This is a genomic window from Sphingobium sp. AS12 (assembly GCF_019097845.1).
Lineage (GTDB): Bacteria > Pseudomonadota > Alphaproteobacteria > Sphingomonadales > Sphingomonadaceae > Sphingobium.
On record NZ_JAHRGM010000001.1, the window covers coordinates 80,708 to 96,539 of the forward strand.

Sequence of the window (15,832 nt, forward strand, 5' to 3'; positions counted from 1 at the left end):
CATTGAAGGAAACGCCGGAAAACCGCGAAAATGCACGGTAACAGCTTGGCGCACGATGGGCGCCAGCGAACCACATCTGGATCGGTTTAAGTATCGGAAATAACAAGGAAAGTGCTGGATGCCCGACAAGGACTCGAACCTTGATTGACGGAGTCAGAGTCCGCTCTCTTACCATTAGAGGATCGGGCATCAATCCTTAGCGCCATGCGCCTGGGAGGCCGCAGATAGGCGGGGGCAGGGGGCAGGTCAAGAGCATTTTAGCCCAAAACATGCCGCAAAAAGAAAAGCCCGCCGGCGCGTCAAACGCATCCGGCGGGCATTTGCGTTGCCCAGTCAGGGGCAACGCGCTTGGGAGCCATTCGCTATGTAGGAAACGGCCCCCGTGCTTTCAAATTGTCAGTCCATGTCCTGCGTGGTGAAATCCTCACCCTGCACGGCGCCCAGCGGATCGTCGCCAATCGCTGCTTCCGGTCCCTGGCGCAGTTCGGCGGCATGTTCGGCCGCCGCGCTGGCTGGCGCGATCAAGTCGACCTGGCTCGACGCCCGCAGCGCGGCGCGCATCGCTGCGTCCCGCGAGGAGGCGGCGACGCGCAGGCGGTTCATGCCCGCGCCCGTGCCTGCCGGGATCAGACGGCCGACGATGACGTTTTCCTTGAGGCCAACCAGCGTGTCCTTCTTGCCCTGAACCGCCGCTTCCGTAAGGACGCGGGTGGTTTCCTGGAAAGATGCCGCCGAGATGAAGGAACGGGTCTGGAGCGAGGCCTTGGTGATGCCCAGCAGCACCGGCTTGCCAGCAGCGGGCAGGAAGCCCGGCGCCAGCTTGGCGTTGATCTCGTCCATTTCCTCGCGATCGACCTGCTCGCCCACCAGCAAGGTGGTGTCGCCGGACTCGATGATCTCGACCTTCTGCAACATCTGACGAACGATCGTCTCGATATGCTTGTCGTTGATCTTCACGCCCTGCAAGCGATAGACTTCCTGGATTTCCGCGACCAGATATTCGGCCAGCGGCTCGATGCCGAGAACTTCCAGAATGTCGTGCGGATCGGGCGAACCGCCGATCAGATTGTCGCCACGCTTGACATAGTCGCCTTCCTGAACGTCGATCACCTTGCTCTTGGGGATCAGATATTCGACCGGCTCGCCGCCATCCTCAGGATTGATGGCGATCTTGCGCTTCGCCTTATAGTCCTTGAGGAACTGGACGCGGCCGGACACCTTGGCGATGATGGCGTTGTCCTTGGGCTTGCGCGCCTCGAACAGCTCAGCCACGCGCGGCAGACCGCCCGTGATGTCGCGGGTCTTGGCGGCTTCGCGGCTGACACGCGCCAGCACGTCACCGGCCTGCACCGTCTGGCCATCCTCGACCGAAAGCATCGCGCCCACGGCCAGCATGTAGCGGGCCGCTTCGCCCGAACCATCGTCCAGCAGGGTCAGGCGCGGACGCAGATCCTCCTTGGTGCGGCTGGAACCGCGATGTTCGGTGACGACGCGCTGCGAAATGCCGGTCGCTTCGTCGGTCTGCTCGGTCAGCGTCTTGCTGTCGATCAGGTCGACATATTTGACGATGCCCGGACGCTCGGTGATCACCGGCATGGTGAACGGATCCCATTCGGCGATCCGGTCGCCCTGCTTCACCGGTGCGTTATTCTCGAAGAGAATGGTCGCACCATAAGGCAGGCGATGCACCGCGCGCTCACGGCCCTCATTGTCGATGATCGCCAGTTCGCCGTTGCGGGCGAGCGACAGGCGGCGGCCACGGCTGTCCGTGATCGTCGGCATGTCGCGCAGTTCCAGCGTCCCGTCGGCAATCGCTTCCAGGTTCGACGTTTCATTGAGCTGCGCCGCGCCGCCGATGTGGAAGGTCCGCATCGTCAGCTGGGTGCCAGGCTCACCGATCGACTGTGCCGCAATGACGCCAACCGCTTCGCCGATATTGACCGGCGTACCACGGGCCAGGTCACGGCCGTAGCATTTGCCGCACACGCCCATCTTGCTTTCGCAGATCAGGGGTGAGCGGATCTTCACCGACTGGGTGCCGATCGCCTCGATCTTGGCGATCATCGGCTCGTCGAGCAACGTGCCGATCGGGATGATGACGGTGCCGTCCTTGCTGTCGACAATGTCCTGCGCCGTGGTGCGGCCTAGGATGCGTTCGCCCAGCGACGCGATGGTCGAACCGCCCTGGACGATCGCCTTCATCTCCAGCGCGCGGTCGGTGCCGCAATCTTCCTCGACGATGGTGCAATCCTGGCTGACATCGACCAGACGGCGGGTCAGGTAACCCGAATTCGCCGTCTTGAGCGCGGTGTCGGCCAGACCCTTGCGGGCGCCGTGGGTGGAGTTGAAATATTCAAGGACGGTCAGGCCTTCCTTGAAGTTGGAGATGATCGGCGTTTCGATGATCTCGCCCGACGGCTTGGCCATCAGGCCACGCATACCAGCCAGCTGCTTCATCTGCGCCTGGCTACCACGCGCGCCGGAGTGCGCCATCATGTAGATCGAGTTGATCTGCGCCAGGCGACCGGTCTGCGGGTCTTTGGGCTGGGCGCGGATCTCGTCCATCATCGCGTTGGCGACGCGATCGCCGCAACCCGACCAAGCATCGATCACCTTGTTGTATTTTTCCTGCTGGGTGATCAGGCCGTCCTGATATTGCTGTTCATAATCAGCCACCAGCGCCTTGGTCTCGTCCACCAACGTCACCTTGCTGTCGGGGATGACCATGTCGTCCTTGCCGAACGAAATGCCCGCCTGGAACGCATGGCGGAAGCCCAGCGCCATGATGGCGTCGGCAAACAGCACCGTGTCCTTCTGGCCGGTGTGACGATAGACCTCGTCGATCACGTCGCCGACGTCCTTCTTGGTCAGCAGGCGGTTGACGACGTCGAACGGCACCTTGTGGTTCTGCGGCAGACATTCGCCCAGCAACATGCGGCCCGGCGTCGTTTCATAGCGCTTGAGGTAGCTGTTGCCCGCCTCGTCGGTCTGCGGCACGCGGCTGATGATCTTGCTGTGCAGCGTCACCGACTTGGTGAACAGCGCCTGATGCACCTCCTGCATGTCGCTCAGCAACATGCCTTCACCCGGCTCGCCTTCGCGTTCCATCGACAGATAATAGATACCCAGCACCATGTCCTGCGACGGCACGATGATCGGCTTGCCGTTCGCGGGTGACAGGATGTTGTTGGTCGACATCATCAGCACGCGGGCTTCCAGCTGGGCTTCCAGGCTCAGCGGAACGTGGACGGCCATCTGGTCACCGTCAAAGTCGGCGTTGAAGGCCGAGCAGACCAGCGGGTGCAGCTGGATCGCCTTGCCCTCGATCAGCACGGGTTCGAACGCCTGGATGCCCAGACGGTGAAGCGTCGGTGCGCGGTTCAGCATCACGGGATGCTCGCGGATCACCTCGTCCAGGATATCCCAGACTTCCTTGCGCTCCTTCTCGACCCACTTCTTGGCCTGCTTCAGGGTCATGGAAAGACCCTTGGCATCCAGACGGGCGTAGATGAACGGCTTGAACAGTTCGAGCGCCATCTTCTTGGGCAGGCCGCACTGGTGCAGCTTCAGCTCAGGACCGGTCACGATCACCGAACGGCCCGAATAGTCGACGCGCTTGCCGAGCAGGTTCTGACGGAAGCGGCCCTGCTTGCCCTTGAGCATGTCGGACAGCGACTTCAAAGGACGCTTGTTCGCGCCGGTGATGACGCGGCCACGACGACCATTGTCGAACAGGGCGTCGACCGCTTCCTGCAACATGCGCTTTTCGTTGCGGACGATGATGTCCGGCGCGCGCAGTTCCATCAGGCGCTTCAAACGGTTGTTGCGGTTGATGACGCGGCGATAGAGGTCGTTCAGATCCGACGTCGCGAAGCGACCACCGTCCAGCGGCACCAGCGGGCGCAGTTCTGGCGGGATCACGGGAACGACGTCCAGGATCATCCATTCGGGGCGGTTGCCCGAATCGATGAAGCTTTCCACGACCTTCAGACGCTTGATGATCTTCTTGGGCTTCAGCTCCGACTTGGTCGTCGCCAGCTCTTCCAGCAATACCTGCTTCTCGCCTTCAAGGTCGAGGTCCATCAGCATCTGCTTGACCGCTTCGGCGCCGATCCCGGCGGAGAAAGCGTCCTCGCCATATTCGTCCTGCGCGTCGAGCAGTTCGTCCTCATTGAGGAGCTGATATTTCTCCAGCGGGGTCAGGCCCGGCTCGATAACGATATAGCTCTCGAAATAGAGGACGCGCTCCAGCTGCTTGAGCTGCATGTCGAGCAGCAGGCCGATGCGCGAAGGCAGCGACTTCAGGAACCAGATATGCGCAACCGGGGCCGCCAGTTCGATATGGCCCATGCGCTCGCGGCGCACCTTGCTCACCGTGACTTCGACACCGCACTTCTCGCAGACGATGCCCTTATATTTCATGCGCTTATACTTGCCGCACAGGCATTCATAATCCTTGATCGGACCAAAGATACGCGCGCAGAACAAGCCGTCACGTTCCGGCTTGAACGTGCGATAGTTGATGGTTTCGGGCTTCTTGATCTCGCCGAAGGACCAGCTGCGGATGCGCTCAGGCGAGGCAAGGCCGATCTGGATCTGGTCGAAAGTCTCGGTCTTGGCGACCGGATTGGCGAAGTTGGTCAGTTCGTTCATATTCTTTTTCCTCAGTTCCCCTCCCGCTTGCGGGAGGGGTTAGGGGAGGGGATGTCTTGCGCTAGGCTTGGGCCTGAAACCCTTATTCCGCCGCTGCCGCGAAGCCGCCTTCGTCCTCCGGGATCTCGTCGAGCGTGTTCAGCTCCACGTTCAGACCCAGCGAGCGCATTTCCTTGACGAGAACGTTGAAGCTTTCGGGGATGCCCGCTTCGAACGTATCGTCGCCCTTGACGATCGCTTCATAGACCTTGGTGCGGCCGACCACGTCATCGGACTTCACCGTCAGCATTTCCTGCAACGTATAGGCGGCGCCATAGGCCTGGAGCGCCCAGACCTCCATTTCCCCGAAGCGCTGGCCACCGAACTGCGCCTTACCACCCAGCGGCTGCTGGGTAACGAGCGAGTAGGGGCCGATCGAACGGGCATGGATCTTGTCGTCGACAAGGTGATGCAGCTTCAACATGTAGATGATGCCGACCGTGACCTTGCGGTCGAACTTGTCGCCGGTACGGCCGTCGAACAGGTCGCTCTGACCCGACGAATGCAGCCCTGCCAGCTCCAGCATGGTCGATACGTCCGCTTCGCGCGCGCCGTCGAACACCGGCGTTGCCATCGGCACGCCGCGTTCCAGATGCTCGGCCAGATCGATGATCTGTTCGGGCGTCCGCGCTTCGATCTCGGCGGCATATTGCGGGCCGTAAGCGGTCAGCAGCCGGTCCTTGACCGCGTCGGGCATGTCGCCCGCCGACGGGCTGGGATTGGCCTCGCGCCATTCTTCCAGCGCGTGCTTGAGCTGCTGGCCAAGGCCACGGGCCGCCCAGCCCAGATGCGTTTCGAAGATCTGCCCGACATTCATGCGCGACGGCACGCCTAGCGGATTGAGCACGATGTCGACATGCGTGCCATCTTCCAGGAACGGCATGTCCTCGACCGGCAGGATGCGCGAAATGACACCCTTGTTGCCGTGACGGCCGGCCATCTTGTCGCCCGGCTGCAGCTTGCGCTTTACTGCCACGAACACCTTGACCATCTTCAGCACGCCCGGCGGCAACTCGTCGCCACGCTGCAGCTTGTCGACGCGATCCTCGAACTTGTCGACGATGATCTTCACCGCTTCGTCATATTGCGCCTTGACGGCTTCGATGCCCGCCTGACGGACATCGTCCGCCACCGCGAATTTCCACCATTCATGACGCTCGACTTCGCCCAGCAGAGCCTCGTCGATCTCGACGCCCTTGCGCACGCCCTTGGGCGCGGCCGTGGCGGTCTGGCCCAACAGCATTTCCTGCAAGCGGTTGAAGGTCGCACGATTGAGGATGGCGCGTTCGTCCTCGCGATCCTTGGCCAGGCGGTCGATTTCCTCCCGCTCGATCGCCATGGCGCGCTCGTCCTTGTCGATGCCGTGGCGGTTGAACACGCGCACTTCAACGACCGTCCCGGCAACGCCCGGCGGCAGACGCAGCGACGTGTCACGCACGTCGGACGCCTTTTCACCGAAGATCGCGCGGAGCAGCTTTTCTTCAGGGGTCATCGGCGATTCACCCTTGGGGGTGATCTTGCCGACCAGGATATCGCCCGGCTCCACTTCGGCGCCGATGTAAACGATGCCCGCCTCGTCGAGGTTGCGCAGCGCTTCCTCGCCGACGTTCGGGATATCGCGGGTGATATCCTCTGGCCCCAGCTTGGTGTCGCGGGCCATGACTTCGAACTCCTCGATATGGATCGAGGTGAACACGTCATCCTTCACGATCCGCTCGGAGATCAGGATGGAGTCTTCATAGTTGTAGCCATTCCAAGGCATGAACGCGACCAGCGTGTTGCGGCCCAGCGCCAGCTCGCCAAATTCGGTCGACGGACCGTCGGCAATCACGTCGCCAGCCTCGATCAGGTCGCCGACCTTCACCAGCGGACGCTGGTTGATGCAGGTGTCCTGGTTGGAACGCTGGAACTTCTGGAGCGTGTAGATGTCCACGCCCGACTGGCCAGGCGCGATGTCGCCGGTGGCGCGGATGACGATACGGGTCGCATCGACCTGATCGACGATACCCGCGCGCTTGGACGCGACCGCAGCGCCGGAGTCACGGGCAACCGTGCCTTCCATGCCGGTGCCAACGAACGGCGCTTCGGCGCGGACCAGGGGCACCGCCTGACGCTGCATGTTCGATCCCATCAGCGCGCGGTTGGCGTCATCGTTTTCCAGGAACGGAATGAGCGATGCGGCGACCGACACCAGCTGCTTGGGGCTGACGTCCATCAGGGTGATATGGTCGCGCGGCGCCATCAGGAACTCGCCAGCTTCGCGGCTGGAGATGAGATCCTCGACGAAATGGCCCTCGGCATCGACTTCGGCGTTGGCCTGCGCGATCGTGTGCTTGGCCTCTTCCATGGCGGACAGGTACACGACCTCGTCCGTCACCTTATGGTCGATCACCTTGCGGTAGGGCGTTTCGATAAAGCCGTACTTGTTCACCCGGCTGAACGTGGCCAGCGAGTTGATCAGACCGATGTTCGGGCCTTCGGGCGTTTCAATGGGGCAGATACGGCCATAATGGGTCGGGTGAACGTCGCGGACTTCAAAGCCCGCACGTTCGCGCGTCAGACCACCCGGCCCAAGCGCCGACACGCGGCGCTTGTGGGTGACTTCGGACAAGGGATTGGTCTGATCCATGAATTGCGACAGCTGCGAGGAGCCGAAGAATTCACGCACCGCGGCCACGGCGGGCTTGGCGTTGATCAGGTCGTTGGGCATCACGGTCGACACGTCGACGCTCGACATGCGCTCCTTGACGGCGCGCTCCATGCGCAGCAGCCCGACGCGATACTGGTTTTCCAGCAACTCGCCGACCGAGCGGACGCGACGGTTGCCCAGGTTATCGATATCGTCGATTTCGCCCTTGCCGTCCTTCAGGTTCACCAGTTCCTTGACGACGGCCAGGATATCCTCGGTCCGCAGCGTGGTGACGGTGTCCTCTGCGTCCAGGTCGAGACGCATGTTCAGCTTCACGCGGCCAACCGCCGACAGGTCGTAGCGCTCAGGATCGAAGAACAGGCCCGCGAACAGCGATTCGGCGGTTTCCTTCGTCGGCGGCTCGCCGGGGCGCATGACGCGATAGATATCGCTCAAGGCCTGGTCGCGCTCTTCGGCCTTGTCGGCCTTGAGCGTATTACGGATCCACGGACCGGTGCCGACATGGTCGATGTCGAGCAGTTCGAGACGGTCGATGCCCGCCTTGTCCAGCTTCTCCAGATTTTCGGGCGTCACTTCGTCACCGGCTTCGATGTAAATCTCGCCAGTGGTTTCGTTGATCAGGTCATAGGCGCTGTAGCGGCCATAGACTTCCTCGGTCGGGATCAGCAGCGTGGTCAGGCCGTCCTTTTCCGCCTTGTTGGCGGCGCGGGGGCTGATCTTGTGACCGGCGGCGAACACGACTTCGCCCGAATTGCCATCGACAATGTCAAAGGCAGGCTTCAGGCCGCGCCAGGCTTCCGCCAGATAGGGAATCTGCCAGCCGCCTTCGCTGCGCACGAAGGTCACCTTGTTATAGAAGTGACCCAGGATTTCCTCGGCGGTCAGGCCCAGCGCATAGAGCAATGCCGTGACCGGCAGCTTGCGCTTGCGGTCGATACGGACGTTGACGATGTCCTTGGCGTCGAACTCGAAGTCCAGCCACGAACCGCGATAGGGGATGACGCGGGCTGCAAACAGATATTTGCCCGACGAATGGGTTTTGCCACGATCATGGTCGAACAGGACGCCCGGCGAACGGTGCATCTGGCTGACGATGACGCGCTCGGTGCCATTGACGATGAAGGTGCCGTTGCCCGTCATCAGGGGCATGTCGCCCATATAGACGTCCTGCTCCTTGATGTCCAAAACCGAACGGGTTTCGGTGTCCTGGTCCACTTCGAACACGATCAGGCGCAGGGTAACGCGCATCGGCGCTGCATAGGTGATGCCGCGCTGACGGCATTCCTCGGTATCATATTTCGGGTCTTCCAGCTCGTAATGGACGAAATCCATTTCGGCGGTGCCGGCGAAATCGCGGATCGGGAACACGCTGCGCAGCGTCTTTTCCAGGCCCGACACATAGCCGATCGACGGGTCCGACCGCAGGAACTGTTCATAGCTTTCGCGCTGAACCTCAATCAGGTTCGGCATCTGCACCACTTCGTGGATGTCGCCGAACACCTTTCTGATGCGCTTCTTCGCGCCGGTGTTGCTGATGGAGGGAGCCTTGGTCGCCATGCGTTGTCCTTGCCTTCGTTCGTCGCGTATTTTTCGCATCGCAGCGAAAATTCAGCCTGAACGCGAATGGAAAGGGGTGATTCGCACCCCTGCATCCACGCAAAAAAGTGCGGGTCGGGACTGTCCGAACCGCACTGTCAGCGTCTTGTAACCCGCCAAATTCGCCCCATACTGCCAGTGATCGTGCGCAATGCGACCCTGTACCCCGGACGATTCGGGAGACGGTTCCTGCCTTGCCGCAAAGCTGCCTGAACCGGATTTCAGAGGGCGCATATAGGACAGGCATAGCCCTTTGTGAAGGGGGTAAGCGCTGCCGCTGCGCCAGAGTCACAGCCCCGTTTTTGCCCGCGCCTTCCCTTTTGCTGCAACAGCTGCTATATGGAATTTGCTTACGTCGCCTTTTGACGGATATCGGACTGCCTGAAGGCTTCTCCTCTTGTCCCCCATCGCGCCTCACAAAGCCGGGATGTGCGAATAGTCGCGCATCCCTCTCATATCATGCGCAATGCAGGACAGATTAGAACGAATGCTGAAATATAAGGAACCCGATTTTCAGGAACGCAGGGCGCTCGCCACACAGGCGCGTGACAAGGCGCTTGCCAAGCTGCGGGCCAAGCCCCCGGTTGATCCGGTGCTGGCGGCCGAACGCGCCGCCGCGGCGGAAGCCAAGGCAGCAGCCGAACAGGAAAAGCGTCGGCTGGCCAAGCTCGCCCGCGAAGAAGAACGCGCTGCCAAGGCGGAACGCGCTCGTCTGGAGGCGGAAGCCGCCGCTGCTGCAATCAAGCCGGAACTGACCGACGAAGAACGCAAGGCTGCGCGCGACGCGCGCTATCAGGCCCGCAAGGCCCGTAAAGGCGGGCGCTGATAGCACAGCGCCCCAGGTCGCGCCCGAGCGCGGCTGACACACTCATGGTCGCATGGCTGGCATGGTGCCGCCATGGGCCCAAATCACTTGTTACGCGGCATTGGCCGCGAGGAATAATTTTGCATAACCATTCACCTAAAAGCCCACGTCCCACGCTCTCGCTGTTCGACAGGAAGCGCCCTTATCATCCCGGCCTGACGCCGGGCGGCACCCTGTCCGCTAACCAGCTCAAGCAGATCGTTGCGGATATGGTGGGCTGAATATCGATCATGTCGGGGGAGCGCCCGTTGGCGCTCCCCTTTTTTCTGTCATTCAAAAGGAGGCCCTATGAGCCGCGCAGCAATCCGTCCCTTCCTGATCAGCAAGGATGAAGAAGGCCATTTCCGCCTGACCGTGCGGGAAACCCGCTATAATTCGCAGGGTTATCCACTGACCTCGTCGCTGCTCCAGGACGAGAAATTCAAGACCGCGACCGCCGTCCGCGCCTTCGCGCGCGACATGTTCCAGGCTGAAGCCGGCCAGTTCGCGACGAAATAATCAGCGGTTTCAGGGTTGGCGGACGTCGCCTGGCGACGTTCCCGGCACTGGCGCAATCTTTACCGTTTCAAAACGATCCATGCGCCGCACCCCGGCCAGTCCGGTTGGCGATGGCGGCACAGGCATGGCGACCGGCACCCGCCGACGCATACACTCATTTTTGTTCGCGCGCGGACTCTGGTCGCAATTCCACAAGGCCCGCTGCAACCCATTCTGTGTGTCGTGAATGTAGGAAAACCGCATCGCGGCCAGATTGGCCAGCGTCAACGGCAATTCCTTCGGCGCATCGTCTGCCGTCCACCCCATAATCCGGCATTGCGGCCGCCCCGCGCAAAAGGTGCGGGCGCTTTCGGGCCAGCTGTCAGGTCTGCTGCCGCGTGGTAATTCGACCAGGAAACTACGGATGTCAGCCAAAGCGATCAGCCTTACGCCGCCCACGCTCTTGCCGATCTGGTCAAGGCCGATCGCCTGCCGCGCTTGCGCGGCGATCGCGTCGGCGCTGTCGGCCATCGGCGTGATGGCACCGGGTAGCGGCAGGCCCGCAATGCTGTGCGCAGCAGACAGGCGCGCAATCCGCTCGATCAGCGGTTCGCCACCGCTAGTGCCATAAGCGCGAAAGGCAGGCGGCGTTCCCCACCAGCCGCGCCAGCGGAAGAAGAGATGCGTGCCGACGCGCGCCAGCTTGTCCAGGCTGCCGCTCCAATAGGGGACGACCCAGTCGGTATGATAATGGGTCGCATAGCCCACCGGCTTGAACACGTCGCCCGCCAGCGCGCCGCGCGCAATGGCCCGCGCGCGATCCCAGACCGCAGGGGAGGGCGTGCGGGCCAATGCGCCGTCGCAGCTGAAGGTGAACTGGCAACCGGTGGCGCGTTCCTGCCCTTGAAAGACGACACCGCACACTGTCTTGGGGAAGGCGGGATGGCGCACCCGATTGAGGACGACCTGCGCGACGGCTCGCTGGCCGACGGCATCATCGCCCGCTTCATAGATTTGCGCGGCGGCCAGGCAATCCATAGCGCGGGCCAGATCGGTGGCAGACCCTTCAAACCGGAAGGGTCGCGCCGCCGGATTGGACAGCCGGGAAAAGGGGATGGTGGCATTGAGCGCCCGCGCGCGATCGGCAGGCAGCGCATAGACGGCAACCGGTTCGACGGCCGGGGGCGGGCTGGGCGGCCGGATCGCACGGGAGGATGCCGCGGCAAAACGCGCCGTCGTCCCCTCGCGCGGCGCACGCGCTTCCCAACCCGCCACAGCAGCGGGCAGGCCGACGAACAGCGCCAGCCAGACGAGCCACATCCAGGGATGCGGCTCGTTGGAAACCGATATAGTCGTCATAATGTAATGATCATTCCGGCAGGAAATCGGGCACCGACAGATAGCGCTCGCCCGTATCATAGTTGAAGCCCAGCACCCGGCTGCCTGCGGGCAGCTCTTTAAGCTTCTGCGCAATCGCCGCCAGCGTCGCCCCCGAAGAAATGCCGACCAGAATTCCCTCCTCGCTGGCCGAGCGCCGCGCATACTCCTTCGCATCGGCCGGATCGACCTGGATCACCCCGTCGAGCAACTGGGTGTGCAGGTTGGCCGGAATGAAGCCCGCGCCAATCCCCTGGATCGGGTGCGGGCCGGGCTGGCCGCCGCTAATGACATGCGACAGGGTCGGCTCGACGGCATAGACCTTGATCCCCGGCCAGGCCTTTTTCAGCACTTGTGCCGTGCCGGTGATGTGTCCGCCAGTGCCGACGCCGGTGATCAGCACGTCGATCGGCGCATCAGCGAAATCGGCCAATATTTCCTGCGCCGTGGTGCGTGCATGGACCGCTATATTGGCGGGGTTCTCGAACTGCTGCGGCATCCAGCTGTTGGGCGTCTGCGCCACCAGCTCCAGCGCGCGCTCGATCGCGCCTTTCATCCCCTTTTCGCGCGGGGTCAGGTCGAAACTTGCGCCATAGGCCAGCATCAGCCGTCGCCGCTCGATCGACATGCTTTCAGGCATGACCAGCACCAGTCTGTAACCCTTGACCGCCGCGACCATGGCCAAGCCCACGCCGGTATTGCCCGATGTCGGCTCGATGATGGTGCCGCCCGGTTGCAGGTCGCCCGACGCTTCGGCTGCCTCTATCATGGCCAGCGCGATCCGGTCCTTGATCGACCCGCCCGGATTGGAGCGTTCCGACTTGATCCACACTTGCGCATCACCAAACAGCCGATTCACCCGGACATGGGGGGTGTTGCCGATGGTTTCGAGTATCGTGGCAGCTTTCATGGGGCTTTCTCCTGGCTGAGGTCCGCCGCCCTTATGTCGGGTGGGTCGAAGGTGCGTGCAAGGCGCAATTCGGGAAAGAGCCGCGCCCAGAACATGGTGATGACGATAGCACCGATGCCGCCGCCAATAACAGCGGCAACCGGTCCGACCAGCGCGGCCAGAAAGCCGCTTTCCGCCTCGCCCAACTCGTTGGAGGCGGAAATGGTCAGTTGAGACAGGCTCGACACCCGCCCGCGCATCGCGTCGGGGGTATGGAGCTGGACCAGCGACTGGCGCACGAACACCGAAATCATGTCCGCCGCGCCCAGCACGACCAGCGCGCCGATGCCAAATTCCATCGCGATGCTGCGCGGCAGGAAAGCGGTGCAGCCAAAGGCGATCGTGGCGATGCCGAACAGGATGACCGCGCCCAGCATTTTGATGCCGACTTCATTCCTCAGTGGCCGGAACGAAAACCACAGCGCCATCAGCCCCGCGCCGATCCCCGGCGCGGCAGCCAGATGGCCCAGCCCCGCCGACCCCACATGCAATATGTCGCGGGCATAGACCGGCAGCAGCGCGGTCGCCCCCGCCAGCAGCACCGCGAACAGGTCCAGCGTGATCGTCGCCAGCACCAGCCGGTTGGTCCGCACATAGGTCAGCCCGTCGATCATCTGGCGTATCGGATGGCGGCTGATGTCGCGCACAGGCTGCGGCACCGGGCCGATCAGCATCATCGCGCACAATGCCACGCCATAAAGGATAGCTGCCAGCGCATAAGCGCCCCAGGGTGTCGCCGCATAGGCATAGCCGCCCAGCGCCGGGCCGACGATCGACCCGGCCTGCCACACCACGCCAGATATGGCGATGGCATTGGGCAGCACCTCGCGCGGCACCAGATTGGGGGCGAGCGCGCCATAGGCCGGGCCGTTGAAGGCACGGGCGATGCCGACAATGACGGCGATGCCGAATATCAGCGGCAACCCGACCCAGCCCTCGAAGGTCGCAAAAGCCAGCACCGCCGCCGCTGCGGTCAGCAATGTCAGCGTCAGCCGGGTGATGATCCGCCGGTCATAATGATCCGCGACCCATCCGGTCAGCGGCGTCAGGAAAAACAGCGGCAAAAATTGCGCCAGCCCGATCAGCCCCAGCTGCGCCGACGCGCCTGCCGTCGTCATGGTCTCGCGCGCGATATTATAGGCCTGCCAGCCCAGCACGATCATCATGCTGTACTGCGCCAGCACCGCCGTCATCCGCCCGATCAGATAGGCCCGGAAATCGCCGAAATGCAGCGGATGGCGATGCGGGGAGGGGGCTGTCATGCCAAAGGCTTTAGCCGCTGTCCCCGCAAACAGGCAACCATGGCGCTGGACAAAGGACGCAGCTTTTCTTCGTCCCGCCATGCCATGGCTTTTGCCGTCACCCTCCATCTTCCGTTCGCCCTGAGCCTGTCGAAGGGCCGTTCTTCTTGAGAAGAAGGACAAGGCTTCGACAGGCTCAGCCCGAACGGGGGGCTGGCAGGCCATGTAAATGAACTTACTTGAACAAACTGCCCAAAATCCCGCGCACCAGCTTCCCCGCAATCCCGCCGCCCGACGATTTGCGGCTTGATCCGCCGAACACCGCGCGGCCCAGTTCGTTGGCGACCTGTCGCCCGACCGAGGAACCGGCGGCGCGGGTGGCGGACTGGATCGCCTTGTCGATCGCCGATGGCTTTGCGGCCTCGCGCGCAGCGGCGGCATCGGCCCGTGCCTGTTCCTTGATCTGCTGTTCGCGCTGCTTGGCTTCGGCCTTGGCCTGTATGGCTGCGGTCCGCTCGGCTTCGTCCTGCGCCTTTTTCGCCTCCGCGGCCGCCGCTGCGGCATTGCCGCGCGCGGCGAGAATTTCCTCGGCCGATTCCCGGTCGATCGCCTCGTCATATTTGCCCGCCACCGGCGAAATCGACTGGATGATCGCCCGCTCCTTGAGGCTTACGGGGCCAAGCCGCGATCGCGGCGGCGCGATCAGCGTGCGCTGGACGACGCCGGGCGATCCATCCTCCTGCAACAGTGACACCAGCGCCTCGCCGACCTTCAATTGCGTGATCGCCGTCTCGACATCCAGGTCGGGATTGATGCGGAACGTCTCCGCCGCCGCCTTGATCGCGCGCTGGTCGCGCGGGGTGAAGGCACGCAGCGCGTGCTGCACCCGGTTGCCCAATTGCCCGGCGACTTCCTCTGGTATGTCTATCGGGTTCTGGGTCACGAAATAGACGCCCACCCCCTTCGACCGGATCAGCCGCACGACCTGCTCGATCTTGTCGGTCAGCGCCTTGGGCGCCTCGTCGAACAGCAGATGCGCCTCGTCGAAGAAGAAGATCAGCACCGGCTTGTCGGGATCACCCACTTCGGGCAGCGTCTCGAACAATTCGGACAAAAGCCAAAGCAGGAAGGTCGCATAGAGCTTGGGGCTCTGCATCAGCCTGTCGGCGGCCAGCACATTGATATAGCCGCGACCCTGATCGTCAACTTTCAGGAAATCATGGATGTCGAGCGCGGGTTCGCCAAAGAAATGCGCGCCACCCTGCGAATCGAGCTGCAGTAACTGCCGCTGGATCGCGCCGACGCTTGCCTTGGTGACATTGCCGTAGCGCGCCGACAGCGTATCGGCATTCTCCGCGCAATAGGCCAGCATCGCCTGCAAATCGCCAAGGTCCAGCAGCAGCAGCCCTTCCTCATCGGCATATTTGAAGGCGATGGTCAGCACGCCTTCCTGCGTTTCGTTGAGGCCCATCAGACGCGCCAGCAGCAGCGGCCCCATCTCGCTGACGGTCGTGCGAATGGGGTGACCCTGTTCCCCATACAGATCCCAGAAGATCGCCGGATTATCGGCATAGCTATAGTCGGTCAGGCCGATCTCTGCCGCCCGCGCGACCAGCTTGTCGGCATTTTTGGCGGTCGGGGAACCGGCCATGGCGATGCCCGACAGGTCGCCCTTTACGTCGGACAGGAACACCGGCACGCCCAGCGCGGAAAAACTCTCGGCAATGCCCTGCAACGTCACCGTCTTGCCCGTGCCGGTCGCCCCCGCGATCAGCCCATGGCGGTTGGCCCGGCGCAGGTTGAGCAACTGACGGACCCCGCCATCCTTGTCCGGCGCGCCCAGACCAATGAAAATGCCGTCGCTCATCCGCCTAATCCCCTGACAAAAAAACACCCGTTCGCCCTGAGCCTGTCGAAGAGCCGTTCTTCTTGAGAAGAAAGACAAGGCTTCGACAGGCTCAGCCCGAACGGGTCTGATATGGCTG

9 protein-coding genes and 1 tRNA gene are annotated in these 15,832 nt (G+C 62.7%); 3 read left to right on the forward strand and 7 right to left on the reverse strand.

Features of this window, described 5'->3' with window-relative positions:
• Positions 1–115: 115 nt before the first annotated feature.
• The 3 genes from KRZ98_RS00475 to rpoB form a co-directional block, all read right to left on the reverse strand.
• A tRNA-Gln gene (locus KRZ98_RS00475) sits at positions 116–189 on the reverse strand.
• A 207-nt stretch (positions 190–396) separates the two neighbouring features.
• Positions 397–4,653, reverse strand: a complete 4,257-nt coding sequence (gene rpoC / locus KRZ98_RS00480) for a DNA-directed RNA polymerase subunit beta' (protein ID WP_217671696.1) — start codon at positions 4,651–4,653, stop codon at positions 397–399.
• A gap of 82 nt (positions 4,654–4,735) precedes the next feature.
• On the reverse strand, positions 4,736–8,899 hold the full coding sequence (gene rpoB / locus KRZ98_RS00485; protein WP_217671698.1) for a DNA-directed RNA polymerase subunit beta: 4,164 nt from the start codon (positions 8,897–8,899) through the stop codon (positions 4,736–4,738).
• 526 nt (positions 8,900–9,425) lie between these two features.
• Here rpoB and KRZ98_RS00490 point away from each other — a divergent pair.
• The 3 genes from KRZ98_RS00490 (at position 9,426) to KRZ98_RS00500 (ending at position 10,301) form a co-directional block, all read left to right on the forward strand.
• Positions 9,426–9,764 (forward strand): DUF6481 family protein, encoded by a 339-nt coding sequence (locus tag KRZ98_RS00490; protein ID WP_217671699.1) that lies wholly within the window; start codon positions 9,426–9,428, stop codon positions 9,762–9,764.
• A gap of 119 nt (positions 9,765–9,883) precedes the next feature.
• Positions 9,884–10,024 carry a hypothetical protein gene (locus tag KRZ98_RS00495; RefSeq protein WP_217671700.1) on the forward strand — a complete coding sequence of 47 codons (141 nt, stop codon included), beginning with the start codon at positions 9,884–9,886 and terminating at the stop codon, positions 10,022–10,024.
• A gap of 67 nt (positions 10,025–10,091) precedes the next feature.
• Positions 10,092–10,301, forward strand: coding sequence for a hypothetical protein (locus tag KRZ98_RS00500; protein ID WP_217671702.1), 210 nt, complete (start codon positions 10,092–10,094; stop codon positions 10,299–10,301).
• A gap of 9 nt (positions 10,302–10,310) precedes the next feature.
• Here the strand turns inward: KRZ98_RS00500 and KRZ98_RS00505 are convergent, their stop codons facing one another.
• The 4 genes from KRZ98_RS00505 to KRZ98_RS00520 form a co-directional block, all read right to left on the reverse strand.
• Positions 10,311–11,639 carry a cell wall hydrolase gene (locus KRZ98_RS00505; RefSeq protein ID WP_254797991.1) on the reverse strand — a complete coding sequence of 443 codons (1,329 nt, stop codon included), beginning with the start codon at positions 11,637–11,639 and terminating at the stop codon, positions 10,311–10,313.
• Positions 11,640–11,649: 10 nt separating this feature from the next.
• On the reverse strand, positions 11,650–12,567 hold the full coding sequence (gene cysK / locus KRZ98_RS00510; RefSeq protein WP_217671704.1) for a cysteine synthase A: 918 nt from the start codon (positions 12,565–12,567) through the stop codon (positions 11,650–11,652).
• On the reverse strand, positions 12,564–13,868 hold the full coding sequence (locus tag KRZ98_RS00515) for an MFS transporter (RefSeq protein ID WP_217671706.1): 1,305 nt from the start codon (positions 13,866–13,868) through the stop codon (positions 12,564–12,566). The genes cysK and KRZ98_RS00515 overlap by 4 nt, the downstream gene beginning before the upstream one ends.
• Positions 13,869–14,082: 214 nt before the next feature.
• The gene (locus KRZ98_RS00520) at positions 14,083–15,714 is read right to left on the reverse strand and encodes a helicase HerA-like domain-containing protein (RefSeq protein ID WP_217671708.1); all 1,632 of its coding nucleotides are present in this window, start codon (positions 15,712–15,714) and stop codon (positions 14,083–14,085) included.
• Between the last annotated feature and the right edge of the window lie 118 nt (positions 15,715–15,832).